Here is a 20412-nt window from a genome sequence, read left to right as displayed (position 1 = left end):
CAGCGTCAGACGGGGGTGAGCCACGTTCCCCATGGCGTGTTGCGGAGCACGGTATAGAGGGCGAGCAGGCCGAAGAAAGACCACACGGTCACCGCGCTGAGCCCGGGCACGCGCCACCGCTGTCCGCGACGAGCGCGCAGGATCCAGTCGATGACGAAGACCGCGAAGGCCACGGTCAGGGGCAGGGCCAGCAGATTGCTGTGCAGCGAGTCGACGATGTTGCCGTCGGTGAGATTGTGCATCGCGCGCATGCCGCCGCACCCGGGGCAGTACACCCCGAACAGCGCGTACACCGGGCACAGCCCGTAGGAACCCTCGATGTGGGGGTCACGGAAATGCAGCAGGGCCAGCGTGCCGACGCCGAGACCGGCGGCGAGCAGCGGTGGCGTCATCCGCTGCCAGGTCGAGCGCGCGGTACCCCGGTTCGGGTCCGCGCCGGAAAACTCGGCCGTGACGTGCGTTTTGTCCACTCCAATACGGTAGCGGCGGCCGTCCGCCGCCGCCAGCGCGACCGATGCCCGATCGTGCCCATCCGGTGTAATTTTTCGCTGATTTCAGGCGATTTCACAATGTCAGCACGCTCGGTGACCCAGTTCACAACAAGTGGGACACTGTGACCCGCTAACACTAGCTAGCACCCTGGCTTGCACTGTACGGTGGCCTACGACACAAAGGAGTGCCGACAATGCTTGCGAAGTCGATGATGACGCTCGCGGCAGCGCGATCCATGGTCTCTCACCTCGAGACCGGCGCACTGACCGCACAGTTCCGTGCCGGGCTGCGTACCCGCAGTTTCGCCACCGCGAAATTCAACGCCCCCACCGTCGAGCACCGGGTCGTCCCGGTGACCACCGCGGACGGCGCGCAGCTCCGGGTCCACGTCTACGGTCCCGATACCGCCCCCACCCTGGTCCTCATCCATGGCTGGGCCTGCAGTATCGAATACTGGAACCCGCAGATCACCGCCTTCGCCGGCGAGTACCGCGTGGTCAGCTACGACCAGCGCGGCCACGGCGCCTCCACCCTCGGCACCGCCGCCCCCAGCGAACACACCCTGGCCGACGACCTGTCCGCCGTCCTCGACGCGACGCTGCGCGAAGACGAGAAAGCGGTCCTGGCCGGGCACAGCATGGGCGGGCTCACCATTCAGGCCTGGGCCAAGCATCACCCCGAACAGGTCTCCCGACGCGCGTCCGCCGTGCTGCTCGCCAACACCGCCAATGCCGCGATCCGCTGGGAAACCGACATGCTGCCGCTGCTGAACAAGCAGCTCACCGTCGCGCAATACCCGGTCACGCTGCTCGGCGCACCGGTACGGATGCCGCAGCCGGTCAGCGAGTCGCTGCTGTTCGCGCCGCTACCGATCCCCGGCGGCTGGCTCACCCAGCAGGTTCTGCGCAGTCGCATTCTCACCCCCGAGGCCACTGCCGACGAGGTCGACTTCGCGATGGGCATCATCCGCTCCTGTCGTCCGATCGCGCGCGGGCGCCACGCTGCCGCGATGGCCGACATGGATCTGTCGGCGGGCACCGCCAACCTCACCGTCCCGACCACGGTGATCGCCGGCGCCAGGGACCGGCTGCTGCCGCAGCGCCTGTCACGCCCGATCGTCGACACCCTGCGCCGCACCGGCCATCTGGCCGATTTCCACGTGCTGCCGCACGGCCACCTCAGCAATGTCGAAGACACCGACGCCTTCGACGCCGTTCTGCACCAGATCCTGCGCAGTTCCATGAACTCTCGGGCCACCCGCCGCAACGTCGCTGCCCGCTGACCCGAGCCAGTTCTCCTGAGACCGATCAACGGCGATCGGCTCAGGAGTAACCGCGAAGAAGGCCCCCGACCTCGTCGGGGGCCTTTCTCGTAGGTTCAAGGGAGCAGCGGACCCCAGTACAGTGCCCAGAGCACGAAACCTGTTCCACCGCAGACCAAGAGGACCCATCGGGTCCGTGCTCCGGCGCTCGCACCGGCGAGGGTGTGACGGGCGCGGGCGAGCACGAAACCGAGCGCGACCACCGCCCCGAAGGCGATCACCTGCAATGCCAGCCAGGGCAGGGTTCGGCCGAACAGCAAGGGGCCGAACGAGGTTGCGCGGGTGGTGAGGATGTAGCCGAGCTGGACGATCGTGCCGAGGATGCCGATCACCGTCGTACACAACAACACTCGCGCCGGCAGCCGATCGGGCAGTCGCCAGGAGCGGACCGTTCCGGTGCACGCGTAGCCGCCCAGCGCCAGGATCATGCCGAACAGCAAGGTCAGCTGCACCGCGGTCGATTCCCACCATGCGGCGGGAGTCAGCGCCCGCACCGAATGCCCCTGTGCCGCAGGTTGATCCGTTGTCGGTGGTGTCGCGGCGCCGGGAAGCCCGTTGACCCAATCACCCATGAGCTCGCCATATCCCGGCGCCAAACCGGGAAGTTTGTCGAAGCCATCGGTGGTCGGTTGTCCGGCGTGCTGGGCGTTCGGGAGGGTGCGCAGCGTGTAGTTCGTCTTTCCGGCATGCTCGAAGGCGGTCTGGAAGCCGCGCAGACTGTCACCGGGTGGGGTCAGACGGTCCAGATCACCCCAGATCGCCAGGACCGGCTGGGTGATCCGCTCCAGCACCGGGATCGGGTCGTAGTCGGCTTGGGCGAACTGACCGGCCGCGACCAGCTGACGAATACCGTTGCGGGCCAGCACATCAACCATCGAACCGCGCACGCCCGCCGCGCCGAACCGCGTCTCGTTCGCCCAGTTCTGTTGCGCGGCGGGTGCGGCCGAATTCGCGCCGATCGTGATCAAGAACGCCGCGTCGGCGGATCGCGACGCGGCTAGGGGCGCGACCCATCCGCCCTCCGACAGGCCCCACAGACCCACTCGCGCCGGGTCCACCTCGGGCCGATTCCGCAGTGCGGCAACGCCTGCCAGCGCGTCGTCGGCCAGGAGGGAGTAGTCACGGTGCGACGGCGTGTAATCCTCGGTGCGCTTGTCGTAGCGCAACGCGACGATGCCCGCGCGGGCGAACGCCTCGGCGACATGGTCGTAGTGCTCGCCGCTGCCGTCGCCCGATCCGTGGACGAGCACGACGCCCGGCCTGCCGGACGCGCCCGCCGGAGCATGCACGGTGCCCGCGGTGGTCGTGCCGTCCGAGCGGGTGACGGTGATGTCGACGGTGGTGGTGTTCTGCGCGTGCGCCGCCGGAAATCCGGTGACGACGGTGATCATGAAGGTGAGCAGGATGATTCGCCGGAAGAAAGAGAGCACGCCAAGTCCTAGTTTGCGGTGTTCGTGCGAGGTGCGGGGAAGGCGAGGAAGCGCGTCAGCACACGGCGGGCGCCCGGGCGATCCTGCGGGTGAGACTGCTGAAAACGCTTGAGCAGCGTCATGTAGTCCTCGAAGAATTCCTCGAGTTCGGCCGGCGTCGCGTAGATCGCGCCACGCGAGAAGGGCATCATGTCGGCCCACTCGCCCAGCTCGGCACGCTCGGCCTGGAAGCGCTGGAACATCTCGATGTCTTCGGCGATGTGCTGCGCGACAAGACCTTCCATCAACTCGCGGAGCTCCGGTGACTGCTCGCGATCCATCCGGTAGCGCAGGTCCTTCGGCGGCGAACGCCACCACCGTTCCTTGCCCTTGGCCAGTTCGGGCGCCTCTTCGATGAAGCCGTGTTCGGCGAGTTGGCGCAGGTGGTAGCTGGTCGCGCCGGTGTTCTCGCCCAGCCGAGCGCCCAATGCTGTCGCGGTGGCCGGTCCGTTCTCGGCGAGCGCGCGCAGGATGCGCTGACGCAGGGGATGCGCGAGCGCGCGCAGCGCTGCGGGATCGGTGATCTCTCGGGGCGGTACCTCGTCGGCCATAGTTACAACGTACTCTTTGCACAAATATCTGTGCAAAGAAATTTATGCAACATGGAATCGCGGCCGTGGCTCCGGTGACGGAGGGTTCGACTTCGAGGTCAGGTTCCTGCCAGCGGACTACCAGGTGAGATCACGGTTCGGGAGCTGATGCTCGTCGAACCACGTCGCGACCATCTCAGCGGTGGCTGCGATGAGTTCACGGCGCTCGCTGCCATCGACATCGAGGGCCGAGGCGCGCAGCACCGCCGCGAATCCGGTGTTGACCACGACCGAGGCCATCACGTCGTATTTGTGGTCATCGCCTGGACCCAGGATCTGGATCACCAGCATCTTGATCATCAGCCGCAACCGCGGCTCGAACTCGGGAAGGCCGCTGCTGTAGAACTGCACGCCCGCGATCAGGGCCCGCAGCAGCCCGGCATTGGCGACCAATACGTCGGTGATGACACCGAAGATCGCGGTGAAAATCTCCTGGGTGGACAAGCCCCTGAGACTGAACATCGAGGTGGTGAACGCCGTTTCGATGTCGGTGAGCAGCCGGTCCAGCAGCTCGTCGACCATTCGCGAGCGGTCGTTGAAATAGCGGTACACCGTACCGATACTGACTCCGGCCGCCACCGCGATCCGATTGGTCGAGGTCTCGGTGATCCCGCGCTCCCCGAACAACTTCGCGGCGGCGTCGAGGATCTGGTTCCGCGTCGCCTTGGCTCGATCCTGCGTGGGCTGGCGGCGACTACGAGGGGGCGGGGGCACGCTTCGATCCTTACCGTTCACAACACTGAACTGCTGCAGCACAGCGTAGACCGAAGAAGACCACCCGATCGGCACACATCCGGCCATGCCGCTATCGCGTCCAGCCCACGGCGTACAAGGACTGGTTCACCTACAGCAAGGGCGGGCACCGGAACTTTCCGATACCCGCCCTGCACTATTCAGTGGGTATGTAGAGAACGGTCGCCGGCCAGTACCCGCGCCGCTGAAACCTTCGCGTCTACGGGCGCTGGGGGTAGATGCCCTCGGTGGCGATGGCGTAGAGGAGATTGTCGCCGAGCGTCTCACCGGCAGCCTTGAGGTTCGGCAGGGCGAAGGTCGTCCTGCCGTCGCCACCGAACTTGTTGCCGATCAAGCTGAACAGCGCCTGGTGGTCGGAGACCTTCAGGATGTCCCCATTGCACGGGTACCAGCCCTGCGGTGTCCAGCCGTAAGTGAAGATCGAGATCTGACCGAGAATTGGATCCATGTGCTGAAAAGTCCTCTCATACAACGGATGTGAAGATCGGACGACCGCGTCTGTGCGGTCGCACATGTTTTACCGCAGCCCTCGGCCCGGTCACAAACTCCGCCGCCACACCCCCTTCGCAACCCGTTCCGCGCCGGGAACCTCGGCATGTTGTCGCCCGGGCAGACCACCGCTGTCGATATTCGAAGTCCTCTTCTGCGATGTAGGGAGTCCATTTCAGCCGAGGGGTCGATCAACGATTTGCAGCTGACGTGACCGGCTTCCCGGTCACCGCTCGTGCACTATCCGGAACACGATCAGCGAGCCGAAGGCCACCGAGGCTGAGCAGGTCAGAGCTAGTTTCAGCCACGACCCGATAGGTCGAATTCGAGGTCGCGTGGTGCGCGGTGTCGCACGCGTCGTCGGCCGCTTGGCCCACGCCGTGCACCACGGTATGCGGTTCCTTGCCCGCCGGTCCCAGTTCAACTGACGGAGTCTGCTCACCCTTGTGCGGCGCAGCCCGCACCAGTGCCGCGGGTAACTCACCGTCCCCGAGGATGTTCGCACCTCGGGGACATCTCGTGCCCAGGCACCCTCGTACGAAAGCGTTCATTAAGGATCCGACATTCCGCGCTGGCTACGTTTCCCTCATCGAAGTCGGAAAAATCCGCTGCAGCAAGGCAATTCGCACCGATAGGCGAATGCGCCATGAAGGGAATACCAGTGAAGAATCCACTTTCTGCCGGAGTAGTACGTGCGGGACGTAATCGGCCCGAGCGCTCGGCTCGACGACTCGTCGGCCTGCTCGGCCGGGGGGCCGTCGTAGCTGCCGCGGCCATGATGGTGTTCGCGCCTGCCAGCTCGGCCGGGGCCGGCATCACAATGCCCAACGGCCTGAATGAACGCGTGTGTCTGGATGCGCTGACCCGCGACGGGCGCACGCTCACCGGAGTCGTCCAGGTATGGGCCTGCAACAACGGAGCGCAGCAGCGGTGGATTCCCGGGCCCAACGGCAGTCTGCGCAACGCTCTCGATGAACGCCTGTGCCTGGACGCGCTGACCCGCGACGGGCGCACGCTCACCGGAGTCGTCCAGGTATGGGCCTGCAACGGCGGCGCGCAGCAGCGGTGGATCGCCGGGCCCAGCCACAGCCTGCGCAACGGCCTGAATGATCGCCTGTGCCTGGACGCGCTGACCACCAACGGCCATACGCTCACCGGGCGGGTCCAGGTGTGGTCCTGCAACAACGGAGCACAGCAGCAATGGTGACGTCGAGATGCGCGTGCGAGATCGGCTTCAACGGCGCACAACGTGCCCGATCTCGACCGAACGGACACTGACCAGTCGATGCGCAGGCTGCGCGAGATACCAGGCGTCTGTTCCGTCCACGACCCGGGACCGGTTGGGTCGGCTCGCATCTCGCGGCGCTCGAGAACGCGCAGCGCGCCGAGTTCCTGGCGCTGGGTGTCGCGTGTCGGACGACCGCCCGATTGCCACGCATGCGGACGAATCGAAGGCGGCGGGGGCCGCTCTGAACCGGTGAGCCGCAGGACGGATTTCCCGCCGGTTGGCACACTGAAACGAGAGAGGCCCTCCCCGGCGAACCGGAAAGGGCCTCTGAACTGGAGCCGCCTGGGGGAATCGAACCCCCGACCTTTTCATTACGAGTGAAGCGCTCTACCGACTGAGCTAAGGCGGCGTGCCATTTCGGCGACGCGAGTCTATCGCGGGAAGGGGTAGAACGCGAAAACGGGTGGTCAGGTGGTGCGGGCGGTGATGAGGGTGGCGGTCATGGCGGCGATGGCGAAGCGAGGTTTCACGTTGAGGTCGAGGGCTTCGCGGCAGGCCAGGACTGCGTCGATGCTGCGGAGGAGGCCTTCGGGGCGGACGTTGGTGGCGAGGTCGGTGATCTCGTCGGCCATGTCGGGGTGGGTGAGGGTGATGGGGGTGCCGCGGCCGGCGAATCGCATGGCCAGGGCGTCGCGATACATGCCGGCGATGTCGATGAGGGCGCGATCGAGTGCGTCGCGGCCGGTGCGGGTGGCGCGGGACTTCTGGCGGCGTTCGAGGTCTTTGAGAACGCCCGCCGAACCGCGGGTGGCGGACGCCGAGCCCTTGCCGGTGCCACCCGCGCCGAGAGCGGTGGCGAGTTCGTCGCGTTCGCGGTCGTCGCGATCGGCGCTCATCAGTTTGGCTTCGTCGTCGGCTGACTTCACCAGTTCGTCGGCGGCGGCGTAGGCGGCGCCGGGGCGCTCGGTCGCGGTGACCAGAGCGAGGGCGCGCTTGCGTCGCTGGCGAGAGTCCTCGTCGGTGGCGAGGCGGCGGGCTCGACCGACATGGCCGCCGCTGATCGAAGCAGCCCAGTCGGCGGTCTTCGCGTCGAGTCGGTCGCGCTCGCGCAGGACCTGGGCGATCGCGGGAACGGTCGGTGTCACGAGGTGAACGTGCCTGCACCGCGAGCGCAGGGTGACGGAGATGTCCTCGGGGTCGACGGTGGGAGCACACAGCAGGAAGACAGTGCGGTCCGGCGGTTCCTCGACCACCTTGAGCAGCGCGTTGGCGGCCCCCTCGGTGAGGCGGTCGGCATCTTCGACAACCACGACCTGCCAGCGACCGGTGCTCGGGCGACGTGCCGCGATCTGCACGATGGCCCGCATCTCCTTGGTGCTGATGCTCAGCCCCTCGGGGATGATGCGCCGCACGTCACCGTGGGTACCGGCCATCGTGGTGGTGCAGGCATGGCACTGCCCGCACCCGACGGTCTCGGGATCGGTGCATTGCAGCGCCGCCGCGAAACACAGCGCCGCGACAGACCTCCCCGAACCGGGAGGCCCGGTGAACAACCACGAATGCGTCATCGCCCCGGTGACCACACCGGCCCGCGCCGCCTTCGCGGCAGCGGCCAGCTCGGTCTCGACCACGTCCTGGCCGACCAGTCGATCGAAGACACCTGCCACGCGCTACACCCTAGCCGCGGGGTCCGACAACACTTCCGGACGCCTTGGGTCATCAACGATCAGCTGATGCGGTAGCCAGGGCTCCGGCACCAGCGCGCGCACGGATTCACCCGCGAACGGGACGATCTACAGTGCGGACCACACCTCAGTGGCCCGCACCGCTCGCTCAATCGTCTTCTGTCCCAGCAGATTTCGCTGTGGCCTTCGTCGCCGGAGCCTTCTTGGCTGCGGTCTTCTTCGCGGTCGTCTTCTTGGCCGTGGTCTTGGTGGCAGCCTTGGTCGCGGTCGACTTCGCCGCAGCCTTCTTGGCGGGCGCCTTCTTGGCCGCCTTCTTCGCGGTCGTCTTCTTCGCCGCCTTCTTCACCGGCCCACGCGCCCGGCGATCGGCCAGCAGTTCGGACGCGCGTTCGTCGGTGATCGACTCGACCTCGTCACCCTTGCGCAGGCTCGCGTTGGTCTCGCCGTCTGTGACGTACGGACCGAAACGACCGTCCTTGATCACCATCGGCTTGTCGGTCGCCGAGTCCTTGCCCAGCTCACGCAGCGGTGCCGCAGCCGCGGCCTGACGCCCGCGACGCTTGGGCTCGGCGTAGAGCTTCAGCGCCTCCTCGAGGGTGACCGAGAACAACTGATCCTCGGTCGCCAGCGAACGGGAATCCGTACCCTTCTTCAGGTACGGGCCGTAGCGGCCGTTCTGCGCGGTGATCTCCTCACCCGAGGTGGGATCGTTGCCGACCACGCGGGGCAGCGAGAGCAACATCAGCGCGTCGTCGAGGGTGATCTCGGCCAGGTCCATCGACTTGAACAGCGAACCGGTGCGCGGCTTGACCTCCGCGGCCTTCTTGGTCTTCTTCGCGGGCGCCGCGTCCGGTTCGGGCGCGGGCGGTTCCGGCAGCACCTCGGTGACGTACGGGCCGAAACGTCCTTCCTTGGCGACGATTTCGTTCCCCGACACCGGGTCGACGCCGAGCGAGCGCCCCTCCTGCGGCGTCGAGAACAGCTTCTCGGCGACCTCGGGCGTCAGCTCGTCGGGCGGCAGATCGTCGGGCAGGTTCGCCCGCTGCGAGATCCGATCCCCTTCGGGGTCATCGGGATTGATGATCATCCGCTCCAGGTACGGACCGAAGCGGCCGACGCGGACCACGACATCGCGGCCCTCTTCGTCGACGAACATCTTGATCGAGTTCACTTCGCGCGCGTCGATGTCGTCGAGCTGCACGGAGACCATCTTCTTGAGGCCACCGGACCGCGCGACCGAACCCTCGGCGCCGGATTCGCCACCGAAGTAGAAGCTGGACAACCAGTTTCCGCGTTGCTCGCGTCCACCGGCGATGGCGTCGAGGTCGTCCTCCATCGCGGCGGTGAAGTCGAAGTCGACGAGTCGACCGAAGTAGGCCTCGAGCAGGCCGACCACCGCGAACGCCACCCACGCCGGGGCCAACGCGCTGCCGCGCTTGTAGACGTACCCGCGATCGAGGATCGTCTTGATGATCGAGGAGTAGGTCGACGGGCGGCCGATGCCGAGGTCTTCCAGCGTCTTGATCAGCGAGGCTTCGGTGTAGCGGGCGGGCGGGTTGGTGCTGTGGCCGTCGGGAGTGAGCTCGACGGCCGTGACGCTCTGGCCCTCTTCCAGTGCGGGCAAACGGGATTCGGCGTCGTCGGACTGGCCGCCCGCCTCCTCGTCCACGCTCTCGACGTAGGCCTTGAGGAACCCGGCGAAGGTGATGGTGCGACCCGAGGACGAGAACACACACTCCTCGCCGGTCCGCGCGGTGCCGGTGATGCGCAGGGTCAGCGTGGTGCCGCGCGCGTCGACCATCTGCGAGGCGACCGTGCGCTGCCAGATCATCTCGTAGAGCTTGAACTCGTCGTTGTCGACCTTCGAGGCCAGCTGACCGGGCGTCATGAAGGTGTCACCCGAGGGACGGATCGCCTCGTGTGCCTCCTGCGCGTTCTTGACCTTGCGGGTGTACTGGCGTGGCGACGGCGAGACGTACTCCGCGCCGTAGAGCTGGGTCGCCTGCGAGCGAGCCGCCGCGATCGCCGACTCCGACAGCGTCGTGGAGTCGGTACGCATGTAGGTGATGTAGCCGTTTTCGTACAACCGCTGCGCGACCCGCATCGTGCGCTCGGAGGTGAACCGCAGCTTGCGGCCCGCTTCCTGCTGCAACGTGGAAGTCATGAACGGCGGGTACGGCTTGCGCGTGTACGGCTTGGCCTCGGCCGAGCTGACCTCGAGCGCGGCGCCGTCCAGCGCCTCGGCCAGCCTGCGGGCATAGGCCTCGTCGAGCACGACGACACCGGTGGCCGACTTGAGCTGACCGTCGGAACCGAAGTCACGACCGGAAGCCACACGGTCGCCGGAGACCTGCACCAGGCGCGCGCCGAACGTGCGCGGGTTGGTCGAATCAGACTTCTCGTCGGGACCCGCGTCGAGCTTGGCGGCGATGTCCCAGTACCCGGCGGAGCGGAACGCGATGCGCTCGCGCTCACGCTGCACGATCACCCGGGTGGCGACGGACTGCACGCGACCGGCGGACAGCCGCGGCATGACCTTCTTCCACAGCACCGGGGAGACCTCGTAACCGTAGAGGCGGTCCAGAATGCGACGGGTTTCCTGGGCGTCGACCAAATCGTTGTCGAGCTCGCGCGTGTCGGCGGCGGCCGCGAGGATGGCGGGCTCGGTGATCTCGTGGAAGACCATCCGGCGAACCGGGACCTTCGGCTTGAGCGTTTCGAGCAGGTGCCAGGCGATGGCCTCGCCCTCACGGTCGGGGTCGGTGGCGAGGTAGAGCTCGTCGGCGTCGGCCAGCAAGCTCTTGAGCTCGGCGACCTTGGCCTTCTTATCCGGGTTCACCACATAGATCGGCTCGAAGTCGTGATCGACGTCGACACCGAGGCGGGCCCACGCTTGCCCCTTGTATTTGGCGGGCACGTCGGCGGCACCGCGCGGCAAGTCGCGGATATGGCCCACCGAGGCCTCGACCGTGTAGTTGCGACCCAGGTAGGGCGCGATCTTGCGGGCCTTGGTCGGCGACTCGACGATCACGAGACGACGCAGGGGTCGGCCCTGGTCGGCTGAACTGCGGTCTCGTGTTGCCACCGGCGAACACCTTCCTTCTAGATCCGCGCGTCGGGAGGTCCGCTCGGTGCGCGGCTGGGGCAGACGGCGACGTTCGGACATCACCACCAGTGACGTTTATACCCTGCGCACTTGGGGTAGAGGCATTTGCGGCGTTTCACGACGCGGGCGCTGTCCTGGGCGATGGTACCCGGAAATGACTCGTCCCCCTCCTCCGCATGCGGAGGAGGGGGACGAGGCGTTGTTGTGTTCCGCAGCTCAGGAGAGCGCGCGAACGCCGGTGGCCTGCGGGCCCTTGGTGCCCTGGCCTACCTCGAACTCGACCTTCTGGTTTTCCTCGAGGGTACGGAAGCCCGTGCCCTGGATCTCCGAGTAGTGGACGAAGACGTCAGCGGAGCCGTCCTCGGGCGCGATGAAGCCGAACCCCTTCTCCGCGTTGAACCACTTCACAGTTCCCTGTGCCATTCTGTTTCCTTCTCTTTCTACCGGAAACGGCGGACAACTGGGTTCGTCCACCGGGCCCGTTCCGACCGCTGTACTGTTGGTCCCCCTGCAAGGAAATCCTGAGCACGGCGTTCGCAACAACGATCCTGCTGATGGTTTGGACCTTGGATCCGTCCCTCGAACACAGAAGCTTGCGACCGAGACCCAGTGAACCATGTCTCTGCGCAATTCGACAGTCGAGTTACCGACTATTTGCAAAATTCATGATCTTGCGAATGTGCAGGTAAGGGACAGATTGGGTGTATCCGTACTTTCGGTCTGTTTGCTTCTTGATAACCGAGTGAGCTTCCAGCAAACATGCTGTGACCCAGATCGCTACTGGGTTACGAAATCCCAGGTAGTGGTTGTCGCACACACACGTTTCACACTTCGCGTGTCGCGTGAGAGAAGGACTGGATGAATCCGACAGACCGGACCGAGGTCCGAGAGCACGATACGGGCGAGAGCTATGGGCGATCGTTGCTCAATCGTGTCCTGACCGAGGCGGCTGCCGGCGGCAACCCGTTGACCCACATCGCCGAGCTGCCCGCACGGCGCGCACACACCACCGCGTGGCCGGAATGGGTGCCATCGGAGCTGGTCACAGCCCTGGACGCGCAGGAGATCACGCTGCCGTGGGAACACCAGACCCGCACGGCCGATCTCGCGGCGACCGGAAACCACGTCGTGGTGAGCACGGGAACCGCGTCCGGGAAATCGCTCGGTTACCAGTTACCGGTGCTCACCGCGCTGCACGACGACCCCCGCGCCACCGCGCTGTACCTCTCCCCCACCAAGGCACTCGGCGCCGATCAACTCCGCGCCGTCGGCAGCCTGATCCACGACAATCCGCTGCGAGAGGCGCATCCGGCGAGCTATGACGGCGACACTCCCGCCGAGGTCAGACAGTGGGTGCGGGCCAACGCCCGCTGGATCTTCACCAATCCCGACATGCTGCACGTCGGGATTCTCCGTTCGCATCAGCGCTGGGCACGGGTGCTGCGCAACCTGCGGTATGTGGTGGTCGACGAATGCCACGCATATAGAGGAGTGTTCGGTTCGCACGTCGCGCTGGTGTTGCGAAGGCTGCGTCGGCTCGCCCGGTTCTACGGCGCCGACCCGGTGTTCATCCTGTGCTCGGCGACCAGTGCCGATCCGGCCGCGTCGGCGAGCAGGCTGATCGGGGCGCCGGTGGCCGCTGTCACCCAGGACGGGTCGCCGCGCGGCGCCCGGACCGTCGCCCTGTGGGAACCGCCGCTGAGCGCGATGCGCGCCGGTGAGAACGGAGCACCGGTGCGGCGCACCGCGACCAGCGAGGCGGCCAAGATCATGGCGGCGCTGGTGGCCGAGGGCGCCAGGACACTGACCTTCGTTCGCTCGCGGCGCGGTGCCGAACTGATCGCGCTCGATGCCCGTCGCGTCCTCGCGGAAACCGCCCCCGAGCTGCAGGAACGGGTTGCCGCCTACCGGGCGGGCTATCTGGCCGAGGACCGGCGGGAGCTCGAGCAGTCGCTGTCGCAGGGGACATTGTTCGGCGCGGCGAGTACCAACGCACTCGAACTAGGCGTCGACATCGCGGGCCTCGACGCCGTGGTCATCGCCGGTTTTCCCGGAACGGTCGCCTCGTTCTGGCAGCAGGCCGGGCGGGCGGGCAGACGGACGCAGGGTTCGCTGGTGGTGCTCGTGGCTACCGACGACCCGCTCGACACCTACCTGGTACACCACCCGCGAGCGCTGCTCGACCGGCCGATCGAGGCCACCATCACCGACCCGTACAACCCTTACATCCTCGGCCCCCAACTGCTGTGCGCCGCGATGGAGCTGCCGCTCACCGACGAAGAGGCGAGCGAGTTCAGAGCCGACGAAGTACTCGCCGACCTCGCCGATCAGGGCCTGATCCGGCGCAGGCCGGGCACCCGCGGCGCGGGTGCGCGCTGGCACATCACCGCGCACACCCACCCGCACGACGACGTGGATGTGCGCGGTGGACTCGGCTCGCCGGTCGCGATCGTCGACGCCGAGACCGGACGCCTGCTCGGCACCGCCGACGCAGGCCGGGCACCCGCCACGCTGCACACGGGGGCTGTCCATCTGCATCAGGGCGAGACCTATCTGGTCGACGAACTGGACCTCGAGGGTGGTGTCGCGTTCGTCAACGAGGTGGATCCCGGCTTCACCACCAGTTCCCGGCAGATCACCTCGATCACCGTTCAGGGGGTGATCGAGGAGCGCGTGCTCGGCGCGGTCACGGCCGCATCCGCGCAGGTGGCGGTGACAAACCAGGTCGTCGGCTACCTGCGAACCTTGGTGACCGGCGAGGTGCTCGACCAGGTGGAGCTCGATCTGCCCGCGCAGACCCTGCACACCAAGGCCGTCCTGTATACCGTCACGCCCCGGCTGCTCGCCGCCGCGGACATCTCCGACGAACAGCTTCCCGGCGCGTTGCACGCCGCCGAGCACGCCGCCATCGGCATGTTGCCGCTGGTCGCGGGCTGCGACCGGTGGGACATCGGCGGTGTCTCCATCGCCGAACATCCCGATACCGGCGCGCCGACGGTGTTCGTCTACGACGGCCAGCCCGGTGGCGCCGGGTTCGCCGAGCGCGGATTCGCCCAGCTCACGGACTGGTTGTCCGCCACGCTGAGCGTGATCCACAGCTGCGCGTGCCAGGACGGCTGCCCCTCGTGCGTGCAATCGCCCAAGTGCGGAAACGGCAACAACCCCCTGGACAAGGACGCCGCCGCGCGCTTGCTGGCCGCCGTTCTCGGCGAGCTGCGGGCTCATCGGGAGCTACCTGCGGATTCATGATGTCCGCACGCTCGCGGCGTGACCGGCGAGACACCGCACTCGAAGAATGTTGGTCACTCGTCCGAATTACTGCTGACCAGCAGCGATATGTCAGCCGACGCCCCGTGTCCGAATAAAAAGGACCACTCTTCTATTAACTGGCACATAGCCAACTGGAGCCACGGGCGCGATTACATCGTTTTTTTCATTTTTTTCTCGCCCAGATCAAAGAATGCGCATGAAATAGCGCATAAGCACTTCCGGTTAATTCGAATTGGTTCGGCGCGGAACAACCACCGGCCAGTGATAACACTTGCGCGTCACTCATTCTCTTCCACCGGACCCGCCCGTGCTGAAGCCTGCACAGTGCGCATACCGAACACTCCCGCTGACACATTCACCTCGACATCTACAACAACATCCCACTGCGCGACCGAGCACCGCCGTACTCGAACCCCCATCCGCCGGGCGATCTCCCCGGCCTCCCCACATGCCGTCTCCGCGCTCTCCGCCAAGAGACCCGCCGCGGCCAGCGCGCCCAGATCCGCGGCCCCCTGCGCCCGATGCCGAGCCACCACCGCTACACCCACCTGGCCCACCAGCAACGTCAGGCAGATCAACCCCGCCAACGCCACACACACGAACGCCGTTGCCCCGCCTCCATCCGCCGTGAACCACGACGACCTACGGTCCTTCGACCCGTACGGTTTCACTTCTCGAGCCGTTCCCTCCGCCGGCACCTGCGCATCGCTGTCACGGATCCACTCCCGGCTCGGTGACGGCCACCGCTTCGGCGCGAAGGCGCAGGCCGGGCAGGAGTGGGGTGTTCGCGGCGACGGTGGCGACCACCCGATCGCCTTCGGTGCGGAGTTCGACGGTCGCGCCCGATGGGGCGACAGATCGTCCCGCGGTGATCGCGCGCGAGGTGTCACCCCGGGCAGCGAGGCGGGCAGTCTCGCGGGCAGCATCGGTGCAGCGGACCTGGGTGGATCCTGCGAGCAGTGCGCCGACACACAGGGCTACGGCGCACACCAGGGCCGCGAGTGCGATGGCGGCCTCGACCGTCACCGCACCCGCGTCGGCCCCGAGAGTGCCGGTGTCGCAGCGGTTTACACGCTCGTGTTGAGTGCCTTGTCGATGATGCCGGTCAGCGCGTTGACAATGCTGTCCCCGGTGACGACCCCGTAGAGCACGGCTCCGAAGGCCGCCGCGGCGATAGTGCCGATCGCGTACTCCGCCGTGGACATGCCGTCGTCCTCGAGCAGCAGACGCGTGATGCGAGTGCGGGCCCCCAGGTATACCGCGTGCGCGAACGTCATCGTGATCCCCTCTCTGGTTGCACCGCGCGGCTGATCCGCGCGGTGAAGTTTCGGTGGCCCCGTCGCAACCGGTCACAGCAGCCCACCGCCGCCGAGCACGCGGTCGGCGAGGCCGATAACGACCGGCACGATGCCGAGGCAGACGAAAGCGGGCAGGAAGCACAGGCCGAGCGGGCCACCGATCAGCACGCCGGCGCGTTCGGCGCGCGCGACGGCAGCGTCCTCCACGGCTTCGCGGCGTTGCGTGGCGAGTTCGCCGACTGCCGCGGCCAGCGAGGCGCCGGAGCGCGCCGAACGACGCGCCATCCTGGCCAGCGACTCCACGTCATCGGCGCCCGCCGACCCCACCGCATCGGCGGCCGCCCGTTCCCATGCCGTGGCCGCGTCGGCGCCCAGCGCGAGAAGGTCTGCGGCCCTGAGCAATGCCGCCCGAAGAACCGGCGGCGCTGTCGGCGCGCTGGCTCGCGCGGCCGCGGCCATCGGCAGTCCCGCTCGGAGACACGCGGCCAGTAGATCGAACGCGGACGCCGACCCGAGCGGGTCGACCTTCGCGGTGTCACCTGCCGTCCCGGAGACGCCGGCCGTCGTCGGACCGAGCGCACGCACCCGTCGACTGACGGCCACTCGCCCTGGTAGCAACACAATCGCCACGGCCGCGATCAGCAACGCCCCCGGCGCAGCAGCACCATCCATCCCCTGCACAGCAAATCCCCTCCTCGAAGTTCGGTCCACACCCATCCACACCCCGATCCGAACTGCCCCACGCGGGGCACCGCGATCAGCGCGTGGTCTTGTTCGGTGATCACATCTGTCCACAGGCATTCGGCGACTACTCCCGCCCTGCCGTCGGGCCGTGACGCACACCGAGTGACGCTGTGCTCTTGCAGCGGTGCACATTTGTCCACAGGGCATCCACACGAGTTGTCCACTACCGCCGTCCGTTCGACACCGTCCGGTGCGGATCAGGCGGTGCTCTTACGGGTGATGACATCTGTCCACAGCAGTCCACAGCAGGCGAGGGCGGCGCCCAGCGGGAGAAGTAGTTCCCCGGCTGGAGCAGCGAACAGGATGGTGAGCGGGGCAGCTCCCATCAGTTGTCCCAGGCCGATGCCTACCAGGGGAAGGCCGGCCAGGACGGTGGCCGATGCTCGGGCGCCGGCCAGTGCGGCTTCGGTGCGGTCGCGAAAGCGGATGCGTCCGAGTAGGTCGGACCTGGCGGCGGCGAGTAGTTCCGCCAGCGCCAAGCCGTGCTCTTCGGCCACCCGCCAGGCTGCGGCGACTCGCGACAGTTCCTCGGCGACAATCGAATCCGGCTGGACCCAACCGTCGGCTCCGGAACCACCGAGGCGGCTGCGGCCGGCACTGATCGCCAGTACGCGCGCCGCTTCGCCGCGCGACTCGGCTGCGGCGGATTCGGCCGCCGCGCTCGGGTGGGCGCCCACGCGGAGCTCCCCGACCACAGCTTCGAGGCCGGCCAGGAGGTAGCCGCATTCGCGCCGCCATTCGCGGTCACCTCGACCACGCCGTTGACGGACCGCCACAGTGGTTCCCAGCATCAGTGCGGCCGACCCGACGCCGGGTCCGAACATGAACGCCGTGCACCCCAGCGAGATTCCTGCACACCACTCCACAGGCACGCGTTGTCGCGCAGTGCTCCCGCTCGGCGCGAACAGCCGGGTGAACCGTCGTTGACCGCCTGCCACCGGCAGCACCAGCACCGCGATCGCGCAACAGAGCAACGCACTACCCATGAGGCCGCCTCCTCCACACCGAAACCCGCATCTCGTTCGCCACACTCGCCGGGGGCGGCTCCGAGCTCTACCCGCGGCGATCGCCGCTCCGCCTCGCCGACCACCGACCACCGCCCGGAATAGCGCGTAGACCTGTGAAGCCAGTTCCCTGCCCCTGTAATTCGCTCATGGCGACACGAATCCCCCGGAGCCACCACCGCATACGCAACCGAGTTACTCATCCGAGACGCACCTCGAGCAGCCGGTGGAGTTCGCCGGTCGCGGGAGTCGGGTGGTCGTCCGCCCGCCAGGCGGGGGTGATGTGGACTCCCTCGAAATCACGGTGCAGGACCCCGATTTCGTGGAGAGCACGGGTTCCGTCGGAGCGGCGCCGAACGTGCAGGACTACCTGGACGGCGGCAGCCAGCTGGCTGTGCAGGGCCGCCCTGTCCATCCCGCCGAGCGCCGCCAGTGCCTCCAGGCGCGCCGGAACTTCCTGAGGCGAGTTGGCGTGGACGGTCCCCGCACCGCCGTCGTGGCCGGTGTTGAGGGCCGTCAAGAGATCGACGACTTCGGCACCACGGACCTCTCCGACGACGATGCGATCCGGGCGCATCCGCAGGGCCTGACGGACCAAGTCGCGCACCGTAACAGCGCCTACCCCCTCGACATTGGCCGTCCTGGCAACCAGCCGAACAACATGTGGATGGACCGGAGCGAGCTCGGCGGCGTCCTCCACGCAGACGATTCGTTCGGCCGGGTCGACGGCGGCGAGCAGGGCCGAGAGCAAAGTAGTCTTTCCCGCTCCGGTACCTCCCACGACCAGGAACGCGAGGCGGGCGCGGACGATGTCGCCGAGCAGACGACGGGCGTCCGGAGGAATCGAACCGGCGGCCGCCAGCGCGTCGAGGCCCTGGGTCGCGGGGCGGAGGATGCGAAGGGACAGGCATGTGCCGTCGTGGGCGACGGGGGCCAGTACCGCGTGGAGTCGAACGCCGAACGCGTCGCCCAGCGTGGCTTCGGTTCCGGCGAGTTTGCCGTCGACCCAGGGTTGAGCGTCGTCGAGGCGGCGGCCCGCGGCCGAGGCCAAGCGCTGGGCGAGGCGGCGAACAGCGGCTTCGTCGGCGAAGCGGACATCGGTCAACTCCAGGCCGCGGCCACGGTCCACCCATACCGCATCCGGCCCGGTGACGAGTACATCGGCGACCCGAGGATCGTGCAGCAACGGCTCCAGCAGCCCCGCACCGGTCATCTCGGTCTGCAACAGGCGCAGGGCCCGGAGCAGATCGGTGTCGGCAAGCACCCCGCCCGCTTCCGTACGGATCGCGGCCGCCAGCTGCGCGGCATCTGGCACGCCCGGATGCTCGGCGAGGCGCTCACGGACGCGTTCGAGGAGGTCGACGGTCACAAAGGAGGTCATGTCGCGCCGGCTCCGTCCATCCGAAGGGCCGCACGACGGATGGAGCGCCGGGCGCTGACGGGGGTAGTCATCCCTCGGCTCCGACCATGGCGAGGACGGCGTCAGCGGCGTCGCGCAGGGGGCCGCGCCGGCGGACGCTCAGGCCACCGCGTTCGAGACGGGAGGCGAGGCCGGCCTGCCCGCGTACCGCGGCGAGAAGGGGCAATCCGAGAAGTTCGGCGACTTCCGCGCCGCGCAGTCCGCCGGGCGCGGGACCACGGACGACCAAGCCGCGGTTGGGGTTTCGTTCTCCGAGATAGGCCGAGACGACTTCGGCCGCGGCGATGGAGCGCAGTCGGGCCGGTACTACGAGGACGACCAGATCGGCGGCGTCGAGCATCGCGTCGGCCGCCGGGCCACGCTCGCACGACACATCACATACCACGAGATCTCCTGCGTCCCTGCCTGATTCGATGACCGCACGGACCGCCGCCGGCGCCAGCCCGACGAACGCGTGCCCCACGGAAGCCGAGTCGGGCCGTGATCGCCCCGGACCCACCCCGGTGGCGGGTCGCGCTCGGCCGCAGGACAACACCGCCAAGCCGGGAGCCCCGACGGGCAACGCGTTGTGCAGCGCCGCAGCCGACACCCGTCCGTCCTCGATGATCAGGTCCGGCCAGCGCAGGCCCGGCACGTTCTCCATGCCCAAGACCAGATCTATCCCACCGTCGAGCGGGGCACCGTCGATCAGCACCGTGTCGTGACGCACCCGCCGCGCGGCCCCGCGCAGCGCGGTCGCCGCGGCTAGCGTGGATGCGCCGGCACCTCCTCCCGCGCCGACCACCGCGACGACTATCCCTTCACCCGTGCGGGATTCGGCGTGTTCGGCGAACTGTTCGACCAGTGCGACAGCCGCCGTGGGCAATGCGACAACACGTTCGGCACCCACCGCCGTCGCCGCTTGCCAGTCGGGCACGGCAGGTTCCCCCTCGGTGACCAGGACGACGCCCGCCCGCCGCGGGAATCCGCCGACGGCGGCGGCAACAGCGGCGGCGGTATCGAGGATGACCATGCCTGACCCGGCCCACGCATGCCTGCCGACCGGCATCACCCGTTCCTCGGTGACGCGCTCGGCGGCCGCCGCGACTCGACGCACCTCCGCGCGTAGCCGTTCATCACGCACGAGCACGAGAGCGGGCGCGATCTGTGGCGGGCCACCGCGCATCGGGACTGGGTTCATGCGACTCAGCGTTGCCGAGCGAGGAGTTCATCAACACCCCGAAAACACCGATTGTGGATAACTCGGGGGTGTGGAGAACTTTGACGATCGTCCTGAAAATAGAGGACGGCCCCAGCCGGGGGGGAGGAGGCTGGGGCCGTCGGGTTCAGCCCCGGGGGGTCGGGCTGAACGCGCCTGGACTAAGTCCAGGTGCCAGCAATACTACACCCACCCCCTGCCGCGGGCGCAAGTAGCATTCGCCGACATTCTTCGGCGATTCGCGCCGCCCGGCGTCCCCGGGGCAAACCCTTTTCCACGGTGCGGGCAGTCGATCCTGCGGTGCGCGCAGGTCGTGCCTATCCTGTTGACGTGACGCCAGAACGC

Annotated in this window: 18 protein-coding genes and 1 tRNA gene; 3 read left to right on the top strand and 16 right to left on the bottom strand. The window is 67.6% G+C overall.

The genetic code is table 11. The features are described from left to right. Window positions 1-5: 5 nt before the first annotated feature. A complete protein-coding gene (locus ACWDXS_RS28370; RefSeq protein ID WP_378996433.1) occupies window positions 6-470 on the bottom strand; it encodes a DUF2752 domain-containing protein in 465 nt (154 codons plus the stop codon). 215 nt (window positions 471-685) lie between these two features. Here ACWDXS_RS28370 and ACWDXS_RS28365 point away from each other — a divergent pair, with 215 nt between their 5' ends. Beyond that, the gene (locus ACWDXS_RS28365; protein ID WP_378996431.1) at window positions 686-1774 is read left to right on the top strand and encodes an alpha/beta fold hydrolase; all 1089 of its coding nucleotides are present in this window, start codon (window positions 686-688) and stop codon (window positions 1772-1774) included. A 95-nt stretch (window positions 1775-1869) separates the two neighbouring features. On the opposite strand, the gene ACWDXS_RS28360 is transcribed toward ACWDXS_RS28365, so the two are convergent. The 4 genes from ACWDXS_RS28360 to ACWDXS_RS28345 form a co-directional block, all read right to left on the bottom strand. Continuing rightward, window positions 1870-3243, bottom strand: a complete 1374-nt coding sequence (locus ACWDXS_RS28360; protein ID WP_449970204.1) for an alpha/beta hydrolase family protein — start codon at window positions 3241-3243, stop codon at window positions 1870-1872. Window positions 3244-3251: 8 nt separating this feature from the next. Next, on the bottom strand, window positions 3252-3833 hold the full coding sequence (locus tag ACWDXS_RS28355; protein WP_378996426.1) for an ArsR/SmtB family transcription factor: 582 nt from the start codon (window positions 3831-3833) through the stop codon (window positions 3252-3254). A gap of 117 nt (window positions 3834-3950) precedes the next feature. Then, a complete protein-coding gene (locus tag ACWDXS_RS28350) occupies window positions 3951-4586 on the bottom strand; it encodes a TetR/AcrR family transcriptional regulator (RefSeq protein ID WP_378996424.1) in 636 nt (211 codons plus the stop codon). Window positions 4587-4824: 238 nt separating this feature from the next. Beyond that, complete coding sequence (locus ACWDXS_RS28345) at window positions 4825-5073, bottom strand: phage tail protein (RefSeq protein ID WP_378996422.1); 249 nt, start codon at window positions 5071-5073, stop codon at window positions 4825-4827. A gap of 702 nt (window positions 5074-5775) precedes the next feature. Here ACWDXS_RS28345 and ACWDXS_RS28340 point away from each other — a divergent pair. Then, window positions 5776-6321: a ricin-type beta-trefoil lectin domain protein gene (locus ACWDXS_RS28340; RefSeq protein ID WP_387445904.1), complete on the top strand. Its 546-nt coding sequence runs from the start codon at window positions 5776-5778 to the stop codon at window positions 6319-6321. A 354-nt stretch (window positions 6322-6675) separates the two neighbouring features. On the opposite strand, the gene ACWDXS_RS28335 is transcribed toward ACWDXS_RS28340, so the two are convergent. From ACWDXS_RS28335 to ACWDXS_RS28320, 4 genes are all read right to left on the bottom strand, one after another. After that, window positions 6676-6751, bottom strand: a tRNA-Thr gene (locus tag ACWDXS_RS28335). A 58-nt stretch (window positions 6752-6809) separates the two neighbouring features. Then, window positions 6810-8009 (bottom strand): DNA polymerase III subunit delta', encoded by a 1200-nt coding sequence (locus tag ACWDXS_RS28330; RefSeq protein ID WP_387445905.1) that lies wholly within the window; start codon window positions 8007-8009, stop codon window positions 6810-6812. A gap of 166 nt (window positions 8010-8175) precedes the next feature. After that, window positions 8176-11112 (bottom strand): type I DNA topoisomerase, encoded by a 2937-nt coding sequence (gene topA / locus ACWDXS_RS28325; RefSeq protein WP_449970199.1) that lies wholly within the window; start codon window positions 11110-11112, stop codon window positions 8176-8178. Window positions 11113-11349: 237 nt separating this feature from the next. Then, entirely contained in the window at window positions 11350-11556 is a 207-nt protein-coding gene (locus tag ACWDXS_RS28320; RefSeq protein ID WP_019044597.1) for a cold-shock protein, read from the bottom strand. A gap of 435 nt (window positions 11557-11991) precedes the next feature. Between ACWDXS_RS28320 and ACWDXS_RS28315 the strand changes: the two genes are divergently transcribed. After that, a complete protein-coding gene (locus ACWDXS_RS28315) occupies window positions 11992-14382 on the top strand; it encodes a DEAD/DEAH box helicase (protein WP_449970196.1) in 2391 nt (796 codons plus the stop codon). A gap of 299 nt (window positions 14383-14681) precedes the next feature. Here the strand turns inward: ACWDXS_RS28315 and ACWDXS_RS28310 are convergent, their stop codons facing one another. The 7 genes from ACWDXS_RS28310 to ssd form a co-directional block, all read right to left on the bottom strand. Next, window positions 14682-15074: an Rv3654c family TadE-like protein gene (locus tag ACWDXS_RS28310; protein ID WP_449970193.1), complete on the bottom strand. Its 393-nt coding sequence runs from the start codon at window positions 15072-15074 to the stop codon at window positions 14682-14684. Window positions 15075-15114: 40 nt separating this feature from the next. Continuing rightward, a complete protein-coding gene (locus ACWDXS_RS28305; protein ID WP_378638781.1) occupies window positions 15115-15429 on the bottom strand; it encodes a TadE family type IV pilus minor pilin in 315 nt (104 codons plus the stop codon). A 41-nt stretch (window positions 15430-15470) separates the two neighbouring features. Next, window positions 15471-15680: a DUF4244 domain-containing protein gene (locus ACWDXS_RS28300; RefSeq protein ID WP_378661791.1), complete on the bottom strand. Its 210-nt coding sequence runs from the start codon at window positions 15678-15680 to the stop codon at window positions 15471-15473. Window positions 15681-15752: 72 nt separating this feature from the next. After that, the gene (locus ACWDXS_RS28295) at window positions 15753-16373 is read right to left on the bottom strand and encodes a type II secretion system F family protein (protein ID WP_378996380.1); all 621 of its coding nucleotides are present in this window, start codon (window positions 16371-16373) and stop codon (window positions 15753-15755) included. 269 nt (window positions 16374-16642) lie between these two features. Beyond that, the gene (locus ACWDXS_RS28290; protein WP_449970188.1) at window positions 16643-17431 is read right to left on the bottom strand and encodes a type II secretion system F family protein; all 789 of its coding nucleotides are present in this window, start codon (window positions 17429-17431) and stop codon (window positions 16643-16645) included. 217 nt (window positions 17432-17648) lie between these two features. After that, window positions 17649-18830, bottom strand: coding sequence for a TadA family conjugal transfer-associated ATPase (locus tag ACWDXS_RS28285; protein ID WP_387445910.1), 1182 nt, complete (start codon window positions 18828-18830; stop codon window positions 17649-17651). A 67-nt stretch (window positions 18831-18897) separates the two neighbouring features. Further along, window positions 18898-20049: a septum site-determining protein Ssd gene (gene ssd, locus ACWDXS_RS28280; protein ID WP_449970185.1), complete on the bottom strand. Its 1152-nt coding sequence runs from the start codon at window positions 20047-20049 to the stop codon at window positions 18898-18900. Window positions 20050-20412 lie beyond the last annotated feature (363 nt).

The organism is Nocardia sp. NPDC003183, from assembly GCF_053590715.1.
This window is presented reverse-complemented; position numbering and strand designations above follow the sequence as displayed.